The 12,182-nt window shown below is 68.0% G+C and carries 13 protein-coding genes; 10 read left to right on the top strand and 3 right to left on the bottom strand.

From position 1 onward, the window contains the following. Positions 1-6: 6 nt before the first annotated feature. Positions 7-390 carry a cupin domain-containing protein gene (locus D3H54_RS13820; protein ID WP_149379513.1) on the bottom strand — a complete coding sequence of 128 codons (384 nt, stop codon included), beginning with the start codon at positions 388-390 and terminating at the stop codon, positions 7-9. A gap of 70 nt (positions 391-460) precedes the next feature. Here D3H54_RS13820 and D3H54_RS13815 point away from each other — a divergent pair, with 70 nt between their 5' ends. Genes D3H54_RS13815 through D3H54_RS13800 form a run of 4 tightly spaced genes read left to right on the top strand, consistent with a single transcriptional unit; the run spans position 461 to position 4,676 of the window. After that, positions 461-2,149, top strand: coding sequence for a tetratricopeptide repeat protein (locus tag D3H54_RS13815; RefSeq protein ID WP_149379512.1), 1,689 nt, complete (start codon positions 461-463; stop codon positions 2,147-2,149). 17 nt (positions 2,150-2,166) lie between these two features. Further along, complete coding sequence (locus D3H54_RS13810; RefSeq protein WP_286199233.1) at positions 2,167-2,883, top strand: rhomboid-like protein; 717 nt, start codon at positions 2,167-2,169, stop codon at positions 2,881-2,883. Between the two features lie 9 nt (positions 2,884-2,892). Beyond that, on the top strand, positions 2,893-3,372 hold the full coding sequence (locus D3H54_RS13805; RefSeq protein ID WP_149379511.1) for a nucleoside deaminase: 480 nt from the start codon (positions 2,893-2,895) through the stop codon (positions 3,370-3,372). Next, positions 3,369-4,676, top strand: coding sequence for an alpha-amylase family glycosyl hydrolase (locus tag D3H54_RS13800; protein ID WP_149379510.1), 1,308 nt, complete (start codon positions 3,369-3,371; stop codon positions 4,674-4,676). Before D3H54_RS13805 ends, D3H54_RS13800 begins: the two co-directional genes overlap by 4 nt. On the opposite strand, the gene D3H54_RS13795 is transcribed toward D3H54_RS13800, so the two are convergent. Beyond that, positions 4,671-5,087, bottom strand: a complete 417-nt coding sequence (locus D3H54_RS13795) for a DUF1810 domain-containing protein (protein ID WP_149379509.1) — start codon at positions 5,085-5,087, stop codon at positions 4,671-4,673. The two genes, D3H54_RS13800 and D3H54_RS13795, sit on opposite strands and share 6 nt — an antisense overlap. 224 nt (positions 5,088-5,311) lie before the next feature. On the opposite strand from D3H54_RS13795, the gene D3H54_RS13790 reads away from it, so the two are divergent. The 6 genes from D3H54_RS13790 to D3H54_RS13765 all read left to right on the top strand — a co-directional run bounded on the left by D3H54_RS13790 (position 5,312) and on the right by D3H54_RS13765 (position 11,444). Next, positions 5,312-6,310 (top strand): esterase family protein, encoded by a 999-nt coding sequence (locus tag D3H54_RS13790; protein WP_149379508.1) that lies wholly within the window; start codon positions 5,312-5,314, stop codon positions 6,308-6,310. A 132-nt stretch (positions 6,311-6,442) separates the two neighbouring features. After that, on the top strand, positions 6,443-8,764 hold the full coding sequence (gene lon / locus D3H54_RS13785) for an endopeptidase La (RefSeq protein WP_149379507.1): 2,322 nt from the start codon (positions 6,443-6,445) through the stop codon (positions 8,762-8,764). A 55-nt stretch (positions 8,765-8,819) separates the two neighbouring features. After that, complete coding sequence (locus D3H54_RS13780) at positions 8,820-9,152, top strand: TfoX/Sxy family protein (RefSeq protein ID WP_149379506.1); 333 nt, start codon at positions 8,820-8,822, stop codon at positions 9,150-9,152. Positions 9,153-9,191: 39 nt separating this feature from the next. Beyond that, positions 9,192-10,007 carry an LLM class F420-dependent oxidoreductase gene (locus tag D3H54_RS13775; RefSeq protein ID WP_149379505.1) on the top strand — a complete coding sequence of 272 codons (816 nt, stop codon included), beginning with the start codon at positions 9,192-9,194 and terminating at the stop codon, positions 10,005-10,007. A gap of 63 nt (positions 10,008-10,070) precedes the next feature. After that, positions 10,071-10,712: an endonuclease gene (locus D3H54_RS13770; RefSeq protein ID WP_149379504.1), complete on the top strand. Its 642-nt coding sequence runs from the start codon at positions 10,071-10,073 to the stop codon at positions 10,710-10,712. A gap of 3 nt (positions 10,713-10,715) precedes the next feature. Continuing rightward, complete coding sequence (locus D3H54_RS13765; RefSeq protein ID WP_149379503.1) at positions 10,716-11,444, top strand: DUF72 domain-containing protein; 729 nt, start codon at positions 10,716-10,718, stop codon at positions 11,442-11,444. Here D3H54_RS13765 and D3H54_RS13760 read toward each other — a convergent pair. Beyond that, complete coding sequence (locus D3H54_RS13760; protein WP_168214858.1) at positions 11,430-12,173, bottom strand: SHOCT domain-containing protein; 744 nt, start codon at positions 12,171-12,173, stop codon at positions 11,430-11,432. The genes D3H54_RS13765 and D3H54_RS13760 overlap by 15 nt on opposite strands. Positions 12,174-12,182: the final 9 nt, after the last annotated feature.

Raw genomic sequence — 12,182 nt, 5'->3', positions numbered from 1 at the left:
GCCGGGTCAGTCGGCGACGAACGGGACCTCGGCGCCGTCGGCGAGCACGATGTAGAGCCGGCGCCACGGGTTGGCGTCGACCAACCTCCACTGATGGCCGGAGCCGGCGGTGTCCTCGGCCAGCAGCACGTCGCCGGGAGCGAGCGTGAACTCCTCGCCGTCGCGAGTGGTGAACACCAGCGTGCCGGCCAGCGTCACGACGAGCTGGCGCACCGGCGCGGTGTGCCAGGCCAGCGTGCCGCCGCTGGCGGTCTCCTCCGCCGTCACCCGCGTCGACGACATCGCCGCCGACACCAGGTCGTCGTTGCGCCCCGGCGTCAGGTCGAGACGGCCGATCTCGACGTGGGACTGCTGGTCGGCTCCGGTGAACAAACGCACGCAGCGAATCACGTGTGCACCCTTTCGTTCTGGTCGGTTGCAACGGTATCCGCCCTCGCCGCGCTGACCTAGGGTGTGCAGCATGACGGTTCCACTCGGCGACACCGAGCCGTATTACGACCTCGGCGCCTACCACCGGCCCGTCGACACCCCGTCGCCGCAGGCGCAGGTGTGGTTCGACCGCGGACTGGTGTGGGCCTACGCCTTCAACCACGAAGAGGCGATCACCTGCTTCGAACGGGCGCTGGCGCTCGACGCCGATCTCGCGATCGCCCGGTGGGGCATCGCGTACGCGATCGGCCCGAACTACAACAAGGGTTGGGACGCCTTCGATCCCGTCGACCTGACCGCCTCACTGGCCCGGGCCCGGATGGAACTGAAGCTGGCCGCCACGAGCCGCGGCAGCGTCGTCGAGCACGCCCTGATCGCGGCGCTGGCAACCCGGTTCCCCACCGACGATCCCGACGACGCCGACGCTCTGGCGGCCGGCCACGTCGCCTACGCCGAAGCCATGGCCGAACTCGCGCGGGCGTACCCCGATGACGTCGACGTCCTGGCGCTGGCCGCCGATGCGCTGGTGAACATCACGGCATGGGCGTTGTGGGACACCGCAACCGGAGAGCCGGCCCCCGGCTCACGGGTGGTGGAGGCCAAGGCCCTGCTGGACGCGGCGCTGCGCACCGACGCCGGGCGCGCCCATCCCGGTGTGTTGCACCTGTACATCCACGCGATGGAGATGTCGGCCCATCCCGAGGACGCGCTGCCTGCCGCCGACCTGCTGCGCGGCCTGGTGCCCGACGCCGGCCATCTGCAGCACATGCCGTCGCACATCGACGTGCTGTGCGGCAACTACCGAGATTCGGTGCTGGCCAACCAATCCGCGGTGGCGGCGGATCGGCGCTTCGTCGCGCACGCCGGGCCGCTGAACTTCTATTCGCTCTACCGGGCCCACGATCTGCACTTCATCGTCTATTCGGCGATGTTCGCCGGCCAGTCGCAGATCGCGCTGGCGGCCGCCGACGAGCTGTCCGGGCAGCTGACCCCCGAACTGCTCACCATCGAGTCGCCGCCGATGGCCGACTGGCTGGAAGCGTTCGTACCGCTGCGGGTGCATGTGCTGATCCGGTTCGGCCGCTGGGACGACCTGATCGCCGAGCCCCTCCCGGCCGATACCGAGTTGTATTGCACGACAACGGCAACCATTCACTACGGGCGCGGGGTCGCGCATGCCGCCAAGGGGCAGCTGGCCCAGGCCGCCGCCGAGCGCGAGGCGTTCGCCGCCGCCTATGCGCGCGTCCCGGACTCGCGGTATCTGTTCAACAACACCAGCCGCGACATCTTGGCTGTCGCGGCGGCCATGCTCGACGGTGAGATCGCCTACCGGGAGGGCGATTTCGAGGCGGCGTTTGAGCATCTGCGGCGGGCGATCGCACTCGACGACGAGCTTCCCTACGACGAACCGTGGGGCTGGATGCAGCCGACCCGGCACGCCTACGGTGCACTCCTGCTCGAGCAGGGGCGCGTCGAGGACGCCGCCGCGGTGTACGCCGCCGACCTCGGCCTCGACCCGACGCTGAGCCGGCCGTGCCAGCATCCGGGCAACGTGTGGAGCCTGCACGGCTACCACGAATGTCTTCAGCGGCTCGGCCGTGACGCCGAAGCGGTGATCATCGGGCGGCAGCTCGAACTGGCCAAAGCCCGCGCCGACGTCCCGATCCTGGCGTCGTGCCTGTGCCGGCTGGAGGTTCTCAGCAAGGACTGTTGCCACTGAGGCAGTAATCTCGGTGGGTGCACGACGGCCTCGAACCCCCCTCGCCGGTCCTGCCGACCCGGCGCGGCTGGCCAGGCCGAGTCGTGCACTTCATCGGCACCGCACCGGTCACGTTCGGCTGGTTGGCGGTGCTGTTCCTGACGACCATCGCCCAGCACCTCCTACCGCGCTGGCACCTGCTGGAACTGCTGCGCAAAGACTCGACGAACCTCCACCACCTGGCCTCCGACCCGATCCGGGTGCTCATCACCAGCCTGCTGTGGCTCGACGGCGCAGCCTGGTGGCCGTATCTGGTGATGTTCTGCCTCTTCCTGGCCCCGGCCGAACGCTGGCTGGGCCGTCTGCGCTTCGTGATCGCCGGGCTGATCGCCCACATCGTCGCCACCTACGCCAGTGAGGGCTATCTGTACTGGCAGATCCAGGAGGCGCTGATCTCACCGCGCTACCTCAACGCCCGCGACATCGGCGTCAGCTACTTCGCCGTCGGGATCGTCGGACTGCTGACCTACCACATCGCGCGTCCGTGGCGCTGGCTCTACCTGTTCATCGCGCTCGCCTATTGCGTGGGCGCGGTGGCGATCACGCCGACATTCACCCCGGTCGGACACCTGGTTGCGCTGTTCGTCGGATTCGCCTGCTACCCACTGGCCCGCGGCCGTCCCGGTTCACCGGTCGATCCGATGCGGCTACTGGAGCTTTGGCGCTTCCGCCATCCACCGACACCGGTTGCGTAAGGTGAGGACGTGGCGCTCGACGAGCAGGACCTCCGGCGGCTCGGCCGCTGCGTCGAGCTTGCCCGGACCGCGCTGAACGCCGGAGATGAACCGTTCGGCTCCATCCTGGTCGACGCCGACGGCACGGTCCTGTTCGAGGACCACAATCACGTCGCGGGCGGCGACGCCACCGCCCACCCCGAACTGGCGATCGCACAGTGGTCGGCCGCCCACCTCTCCCCCGAGCAGCGGGCCCGCGCCACCGTGTACACCTCCGGCGAACACTGCCCGATGTGCGCGGCCGCCCACGCCTGGGTTGGCTTGGGCCGCATCGTGTTTGCCGTCGCAGGTGCCCAGCTGGCCGAATGGCTCACCGGCTGGCAGGTGCCACTGCCGCCGGTGGCCACCCTGCCGATCACCGCGGTCGCCCCACGGCTGACGGTCGACGGCCCAGCCCCTGAGTACCGCGACGAGATGATGGCCCTCTACGCCGCGAAGTTCGCGCCATGAGCGACTGGGTGCGCCACGCGATCTGGTGGCACGTCTACCCGCTCGGCTTCGTCGGCGCCTTCCCCGCCGCCGAACCGCCCGGCCCCGGAGAGCACCGGCTCCGCCGCCTCGTCGACTGGCTCGACCACGCCGTCGAGCTCGGCGCCTCCGGACTTGCGCTGGGCCCCGTCTTCGCCTCCCGCACCCACGGCTACGACACCACCGATCATTTCCGCATCGACCCGCGGCTCGGTGACGACGACGACTTCGATCACCTTGTCTCCGAAGCACATCAGCGTGGACTGCGGGTCCTGCTCGACGGCGTGTTCAACCATGTGGGAACCGAATTCGAGCGTTATCAGCGCGCCGTCGAGGGCAGTGACCCCGAGGCGCGGTCGTGGTTTCGCGGCCGCCCCGGCCACTTCCACACCTTCGAGGGTCACGGCGAGCTCATCACCCTCAACCACAAGAGCCCGGCCGTCGTCGACTACACCGTCGACGTCATGAACCACTGGCTGGCCCGGGGCGCCGACGGCTGGCGGCTCGACGCCGCGTATGCGGTACCGGAGTCGTTCTGGGCACAGGTGCTCCCCCGGGTCCGCGAAGCCCATCCCGACGCCTGGTTTGTCGCCGAGGTGATCCACGGCGACTACGCCGCATTCGTCGACGGCTCCGGAGTCGACTCGGTGACCCAGTACGAATTGTGGAAGGCGATCTGGAGCAGCCTCAACGACGGCAACTTCCACGAGTTGGACTGGGCGCTGCAGCGCCACAACGACTTCCTGGCCAGATTCGCGCCGCTGACGTTCGTCGGCAACCACGACGTCACCCGGATCGCCAGCAAGCTGGACCGCCCCGAGCAGGTGGCCCACGCGCTGGTGCTGCTGTTCACCACCGGCGGTGTCCCCAGCGTCTACGCCGGAGACGAACTCGGCTACCGCGGCGTCAAGGAAGAACGGGCCGGCGGCGACGACGCGGTACGTCCCGAGTTCGGAGCGCCACCCGTCCCGCTGGACGCCGCGGGGCGCGAGACCTGGAATCTGCACCAGTACCTGATCGGCCTGCGTCGGCGCAATCCCTGGCTGTACGAGGCGAAAACCACAGCGCTGCAAGTGGACAACCGCGGCTACGCCTACGAGACACGCAACGGTGATGACGCATTGATCGTCGCGCTCAACATCGACGACGTGCCGATGGCCCTGCCGGTCGCCACGCTCATCGGCAGGCAGGCCCAATTGGTGGGCGGCACCGCGGCACCTCCCGAAGAGATCGTCGACGAGGTGGTGGTCCCGCCCCAGGGCTGGCTGGTGCTGCGCCCGCTATAGCAGCTCCAGCGTCCGGGTATCCCGCTCGCCGCCGTAGAACCTGTCAAGCACCGCCACGAAATCGGCGTCGTCATCGGTGGCCGCACTGAACAGCGTCATCGACGAGCGCACCTTGAGATTGTCCGGCCAGCCGAAAATGTCGTCGACAGTGCGGCCTTCGATCGCCAGGACCAGGCGCGCGCACTCTCGCAGCCGCGGCCCGAGCACCGGATGCGCCAGGTAGGCCTGCGCCTCGGCGAGCGATGAGATGCCGAAACGCTTTGCGGTGGAACTACTTCCGAGCGCAGCGAGCTGAGGGAAGATGAACCAGATCCAGTGGCTGCGCTTGGCCCCGGCCCGCAACTCGGCGAGCACCTGGTCGTACACGCGGTCCTGGGCGTCGACGAAGCGGTGCAGCTCGAAGGGGTCCATGCCTCCACTCTATCGTTGTCGCAGCGTGACCTTCCTGTTATCGATGTGCGGTCAAAGCCGTTGGTGTACTGGCGATCCCGAGTCCCCCGCGTCGCCTGATCGTTAGCGAACCGCGATATGCCACACCGCTGCGCGTGCCGAGTCGGCGCTACGCACCGTGATTAGCTGCCAGAGCACAGCACTTCTCCACTGTGATACACGTACGAAAGGTGATGGTTTCCGTCATGAAGATCGTCGATAAGATGCGAGGCACTTGGTTGCGCCGCGTGGCCGCAGCCTTCGTGGCCGCACTCGCTCTGCCCGGCCTGATCGGTGTCGTCGGCGGGTCGGCGACCTCGGCCGCCTTCTCCAAGCCCGGACTCCCGGTTCTCTACCTCGATGTCCCGTCCGCCGCGATGGGACGCAATATCCGTATCCAGTTCCAGGGCGGCGGCACGCACGCGGTGTACCTGCTCGACGGCCTGCGCGCCCAGGACGACTACAACGGCTGGGACATCAACACCCCGGCGTTCGAGTGGCTGTACGGCTCGGGCCTGTCGACCGTCATGCCGGTCGGCGGACAGTCCAGCTTCTACACCGACTGGTACCAGCCGTCGCAGGGCAACGGGCAGAACTACACCTACAAGTGGGAAACGTTCATGACCCAGGAGCTGCCGGCGTACCTGGCCGCCAACTACGGGGTCGACCCGAACGGCAACGCTGTCGTCGGTCTGTCGATGGCCGGTAGCGCATCGCTGACCTACTCGATCTACTACCCGCAGAAGTACACCTACGCCGCATCGCTGTCCGGCTTCCTGAACCCCTCCGAGGGCTGGTGGCCGATGCTGATCGGTCTGGCGATGAACGACGCGGGCGGGTTCAACGCGCAGAGCATGTGGGGTCCGTCGTCTGATCCGGCGTGGCGCCGCAACGACCCGATGGTCAACATCAACCAGCTGGTCGCCAACAACACCCGGATCTGGATCTACTGCGGCACCGGTACGCCGTCGGATCTCGATACCTCCGGTGGCGGCGGCAACCTGATGGCCGCTCAGTTCCTCGAAGGCTTCACGTTGCGCACCAACAAGACCTTCATGGACAACTACCTCGCGGCTGGTGGACGCAACGGCGTGTTCAACTTCCCCGCGAACGGCACCCACAGCTGGGGCTACTGGGGACAGCAGCTCCAGGCGATGATCCCGGACATGCAGCGGGTTCTGGGAGCAACTCCTTCCGCCGGCTGATCCACCCCGAACAACAGCGAGCCTGTCGCCACCCCCCGGCGGCAGGCTCGCTGCTTTGTCTGTGCGGTTCGCGCGGGGAACAAACTGGAACCGGTCAAGGTTGAGTCGGTCAGACTGAACTTTGGAGGATTGATGGCTGAAGCCAAATCTGTGCCGGTCCTGTTTGTCAGCGAGCCGATCGTGCTGCCGGGAATGGTGGTGCCGATCGAACTCGATGACGCCGCGCGTGCCGCGGTGGACGCGGCGCAGGCCACCCCGACCGGCAAGCTCTTGATCGCCCCACGACTGGACGATCGCTACCCCACCTACGGCGTCATCGCGTCGATCGTGCAGGTGGGCCGCATCCCCGGCGGCGGCGCCGCTGCCGTCGTGCGCGGTGAGAGCCGCGCCCACATCGGGTCCGGAACCACCGGGCCCGGCGCCGCGCTGTGGGTCGAGGTCGACGAGATAACCGCGGCCGAGCCCACCGAGGACACCAAGGCACTCGCCGCGGAGTACAAGAAGCTGCTGCTGGCGATGCTGCAACGCCGCGAGGCCTGGCAGATCGTCGACGTGGTCAACAAGATCACCGACCCGTCGGCGCTGGCCGACACCGCCGGCTACGCGTCGTATCTGTCCGACGTCCAGAAGCGTCAGCTGCTGGAGACCGAGGACGTGGCCGCCCGCCTGCAGGTCCTGATCGACTGGACGTCGGAGCATCTGGCCGAGGTGGAGGTCAGCGACAAGATCTCGCAGGACGTCCGCGAGGGCATGGAGAAGACGCAGAAGGAATTCCTGCTGCGCCAGCAGCTCAACGCGATTCGCAAGGAACTCGGCGAAGGCGAACCCGACGGTTCTGATGACTACCGCGGCCGCATCGAGGCGGCCGACCTGCCGGAGAAGGTCCGGGAGGCCGCGCTGCGCGAGGTCGGCAAGCTGGAACGCTCCAGCGAACAGAGCCCCGAAGGCGGCTGGATCCGCACCTGGCTCGACACCGTCCTGGACCTGCCGTGGAACACCCGCACCGAAGACTCCACCGATCTGACGGCGGCCCGCGACATCCTGGATGCCGACCACCACGGGCTGGACGACGTCAAGGACCGCATCCTCGAGTATCTGGCCGTGCGTACCCGTCGCGCACAACGTGGTCTGCAGGTCGTCGGTGGCCGCGGCTCGGGTGCGGTGATGGTGCTGGTCGGTCCTCCCGGTGTCGGCAAGACGTCACTGGGAGAAAGCGTGGCCAGGGCGTTGGGCCGCAAGTTCGTTCGCGTCGCCCTGGGTGGCGTGCGCGACGAGGCCGAGATCCGCGGGCACCGGCGCACCTACGTCGGCGCACTGCCCGGCCGGATCGTCCGGGCGATCGGCGAGGCCGGTTCGATGAACCCGGTCGTGCTGCTCGACGAGATCGACAAGGTCGGCTCCGACTACCGGGGCGACCCGTCGGCCGCCCTCTTGGAGGTCCTGGACCCCGCGCAGAACCACACGTTCCGCGATCACTACCTGGACCTGGATCTGGATCTGTCCGACGTGGTGTTCCTGGCGACGGCCAACGTGATCGAGAACATCCCCTCGGCCCTGCTGGATCGCATGGAGTTGGTGCAGATCGACGGCTACACCGAGGACGACAAGGTGGCCATCGCCCGCGAGTACCTGCTGCCCCGGCAGCGCGACCGCGCGGCGCTGACCCCCGAGGAGGTCACGGTCACCGACGCGGCGCTGCGCAAGATCGCCGCGGACTACACCCGGGAGCCCGGTGTGCGGCAGTTCGAGCGGCTGTTGGCCAAGGCGTTGCGTAAGGCGACGACCAAGCTGGCTGCCTCCGACGAGGCGTTGACCATTGATGAGCCGGATCTGGTTGGCTACCTTGGCCGTCCGCGGTTCACCCCGGAATCGGCGGAACGCACCGCCGTGCCGGGCGTGGCGACCGGACTGGCGGTGACGGGCCTGGGCGGCGATGTGCTCTACATCGAAGCCGGGTCGACCGATGGCGAGCCGAGCGTGCAGCTGACCGGTCAGCTGGGCGACGTGATGAAGGAGTCGGCGCAGATCGCGCTGTCCTATGTGCGTAGCCACGCCGAGCAGCTGGGCGTGGATCCCGCGGCGCTGAACCGCAAGATCCACGTGCACGTGCCGGCCGGCGCGGTGCCCAAGGACGGTCCGTCCGCAGGCGTCACGATGGTGACCGCCCTGGTGTCGATGGCCACCGGGCGGCAGGTCCGCTCCGACGTCGGGATGACCGGCGAGGTCACCCTGAACGGGCGCGTGCTGCCCATCGGCGGTGTCAAGCAGAAGCTGCTGGCCGCGCAACGTGCAGGGTTGTCAACGGTTTTCATCCCGCAGCGCAACGAGGCCGACCTGGATGACGTCCCGGCCGAGGTGCTCGAGGCGCTGACCGTGAAGCCGATGACGGATGTCGCCGACATCGTCGCGCAGGCGCTGGAGCCGGCCGCCGAGGCGGCCACCGCCGCGGCGTAGTCCACAGGTGATGCCGGCCCCGACAGTTGTCGGCGGCCGGCATTACCGTCTCTACATGGCCTACGACGAGGACCTCGCGAACCGCTTGCGGGAACTGCTCGCCACCGAACGCGGCGTCGACGAGAAGCGAATGTTCGGCGGGGTGGCGTTCCTGATCAACGGCAACATGGCCGTGTGCGCCAGCGGTCAGGGCGGCCTGATGGTGCGAGTGCCGCCGGAGGACACCGCCGGCCTGCTGGAACGAGAACACACCGCACCGATGATCATGGCGGGGCGGGAAACTCGCGGCTGGATCCGCATCGGTGACGGCGGGGTGCGGACGAAGCGTCAGCTGCAGAGCTGGGCCACCCGCGGCGTCGACTACGCGAAAACCCTGCCGCCGAAGTAGCGCCGGAATAAATCCGGGTAAGTCGGGCTTGTCGCGTGAATGACCCGTCCCGTGCGCATCGCCGTTCAGATTCAGCCCGCCGACACCCCTGACTACGCCACCTGGCGGCGGGCCGTTCTGCACGCCGAGGACATCGGTGTCGACGTCATCTTCGGCTACGACCACTTCCACGCGCCGTTCATCGCCTCGATCGCCGACGCGAAACCGGTGCTGGCGGCCACGCAGCCGGACGTCAACAATTTCGAGGGCTGGACCGCCCTGGCCTCCTGGGGTGAGATCACCACACGGGCCGAGCTCGGGCTGCTGGTGTCGGGCATGGGCTACCGGAATCCGGACCTGCTCGCGGACATGGCACGTACCGTCGATCACATCAGCGGCGGCCGCGCCATCCTCGGTGTCGGTGCGGGGTGGTACGAGAAGGACTACACCACATACGGTTTCGACTTCGGTACGGTCAAATCCCGGGCCGACGCCTTCGACGAGGGCCTGCTGCGCATCGAGCACCGGTTCGGCCTGCTGAAACCGGCACCGCTGCGCAAGATCCCGATCCTGATCGGCGGATCCGGCCCCAAGCGCACGTTGCCCGCCGTCGCGCGCCACGCCGACATCTGGCACACCTTCCTGCCCCTCGACTCGTATCGAGAGGCCAGTGCCCGGGTCGCCGAGCTGGCCGCCGGCTTCGGGCGCGCCGACGGTGATATCGAGCGCTCGACGTTCTGGACAGATCCGCAGTCGGCGGACGGCTACCTGGCGGCCGGTGCGACGTTGTTCCACACCGAGGTCCGCGCAGCCGAGGGCAGGTACGACCTGAGCACGGTCGAGAAGATGATCGACTGGCGTGACACGAAACGCTGAGAATGTCTGACGCGACAATGACGCGTCGTTTCGTCGGCTCGCTGCGCGGGTATCGCCTGGCAGATGGATGACGCGGAGGCCAGGCGCCTCATTCAGCGCCTACGTCAGCATGCGGGCAGAACCTATGCTGCGGAAGCGGGAATCACGTTGCGGGACACCCCGATGCCGCTGTTCCAGCTGTTGGTGCTGTGCATGCTGGCCAGTAAGCCGATCGATGCCGCGATCGCGATGCATGCCGCCCGGGAACTGTTTCGGGCGGGCCTGCGCACACCGCGCGCCGTGATGGCGGCCAATCGACAGACCATGATCGAGGCGTTCGCCCGTGCCCACTACGTGCGCTACGACGAGAGCTCGGCGTCGCGGTTGACCGAATTGGCGACGAGGGTCAATGACGAATACCGCAACGACCTGCGCACCCTCGCCCGCATCACCAAACCCGACGTGAAGAATGCCAGGCAGGCGCTCAAACAGTTCACTGGAATCGGCGATACCGGATCCGACATCTTCCTGCGCGAGGTCCAAGACGTCTGGCCATGGGTGCGGCCCTATTTCGACAAACGCTCACTGGACAGCGCCGAGCAACTCGGCCTCCCCCGCGACCCCGACAAGCTGGCTGCCCTCACCGGCCGCGCGATCGCGCCGCTCGCCGCCGGGCTGGTGCGGGTCTCCCTGGACGACGACGTGCGGCAGCGCATCGCCGGCTGACGCGTGACCGTCCGGATCGGCACGTCAGGGTGGTCGTACGACCACTGGGATTCGGTGCTGTACCGCCCGGGGCTGCCGGTGGCCAAGCGGCTGGCCCGCTACGCCGAGGTGTTCGACACCGTTGAACTCAACGCCAGCTTCTACCGCTGGCCCAAGGACACCACCTTCGAAGGCTGGCGCACCCGGTTGCGCGACGGCTTCACCATGACGGTCAAAGTGCACCGCGGCTTGAGCCACTACCGCCGCCTGAACAACCCGGAGCCGTGGATCGACCGGCTGGAACGCTGCCAGCAGGCTTTGGGTGAGAAGCGCGAAGCCGTTCTCGTCCAGCTGCATCCGAATCTCGAACGCGACGACGCCCGACTTGCTCGCTTCCTGTCGCTGATCCCCGACTGGATCCGGGTCGCCCTCGAGATGCGTCACCCGTCCTGGGACGACCCGCAGGTCTACCAGCTCCTGGAGCGCTATCGCGCCGCCTATGTGGTCATCAGCGGGCCCGGTATGCCCTGCGTACTTCGTGCCACCACCGATCTGGTCTACGTGCGAATGCACGGGCCCGACACCGCGCCGGTCTACGCCGGCGACTACACCGAGAGCGACCTGCGCTGGTGGGCCGACCGGATCGGGGAATGGCAGGACCAGGACCGGCGGGTGCTGGTGTATTTCAACAACGACGGGCAGGGTCACGCCGTCCGGAACGCGCTGCGGCTGCGGGAACTACTCGGCGGGTGATTCGAGGAGTCTCGTTCGCGCCGTGGCGAATTCGGCGTCGGTGAGGTCACCGCGGTCGCGCATGGTCTTCAGGGTCTGCAGTCGTTCGGCCAGCTCGGGCGGCAGGTCCTCCGGCTGCGGCGCGGCCCGGACAATGGGCTCGTCCTCGATGAGTTCGACGAGCTGCGGCCGGGCCGGATCGACCCGCACCGCCACCCGGTCGTCGGACTCGGGCAGCTCACCGAGGGTGAACGTCGCCGCCAGCCGGGCCTCGTAAGGTGTTGCGCCGTCGACGCCTTCGACGCGCAGCCGCAGCACGCGGCGGCTGGCATCCTTGTTGACCACCACGTTGAACGTCGGCCTGATGACCTCCAGGACGACACCGGTGGCAGTCACCCCGGCGCTGCGCAGCTGATCCACCCGAGACACGGCGACGACCAGCCGCACCGCGTAGCCGACGACGACCGCACTCCACAGCACCAGCCACCACAACGACAGCGGGCTCGTCCAGTCAGCAGCCCACGGCACCGTCGACGCGATCAGCCATCCGAGCAACGCCGGACGGGGCGACCTGCGTGAAATCGCCAGGAACACAACGAACTGCGCGACGTAACCGCCGAGCCAGACACCGAGTACCCAGCCTTTGGCCGAGGTGGCGCCGGCGTGGTCGAGCAACCGGGTGGCGATCAACGCCGGCCCGGCGATCAGCACCCACCACAGTGCCGAGAGCCTCGCTATGGTCCGCCACATCACCGGGCC

This window comes from Mycobacterium sp. ELW1, assembly GCF_008329905.1.
GTDB lineage: Bacteria > Actinomycetota > Actinomycetes > Mycobacteriales > Mycobacteriaceae > Mycobacterium.
The sequence above is the reverse complement of the archived record's forward strand: the minus strand, read 5'-3'. Positions and strand labels throughout refer to the sequence as shown.

Bases quoted from the DNA above. Each gene is read 5' to 3' on its own strand.
- D3H54_RS13770 (WP_149379504.1), top strand. From the start codon at position 10,071: ATGGATGACGCGGAGGCCAGGCGCCTCATTCAGCGCCTACGTCAGCAT.
- D3H54_RS13780 (WP_149379506.1), top strand. From the start codon at position 8,820: ATGGCCTACGACGAGGACCTCGCGAACCGCTTGCGGGAACTGCTCGCC.
- D3H54_RS13795 (WP_149379509.1), bottom strand. From the start codon at position 5,087: ATGGACCCCTTCGAGCTGCACCGCTTCGTCGACGCCCAGGACCGCGTG.
- D3H54_RS13790 (WP_149379508.1), top strand. From the start codon at position 5,312: ATGAAGATCGTCGATAAGATGCGAGGCACTTGGTTGCGCCGCGTGGCC.
- D3H54_RS13775 (WP_149379505.1), top strand. From the start codon at position 9,192: ATGACCCGTCCCGTGCGCATCGCCGTTCAGATTCAGCCCGCCGACACC.
- lon (WP_149379507.1), top strand. From the start codon at position 6,443: ATGGCTGAAGCCAAATCTGTGCCGGTCCTGTTTGTCAGCGAGCCGATC.
- D3H54_RS13815 (WP_149379512.1), top strand. From the start codon at position 461: ATGACGGTTCCACTCGGCGACACCGAGCCGTATTACGACCTCGGCGCC.
- D3H54_RS13800 (WP_149379510.1), top strand. From the start codon at position 3,369: ATGAGCGACTGGGTGCGCCACGCGATCTGGTGGCACGTCTACCCGCTC.
- D3H54_RS13760 (WP_168214858.1), bottom strand. From the start codon at position 12,173: ATGTGGCGGACCATAGCGAGGCTCTCGGCACTGTGGTGGGTGCTGATC.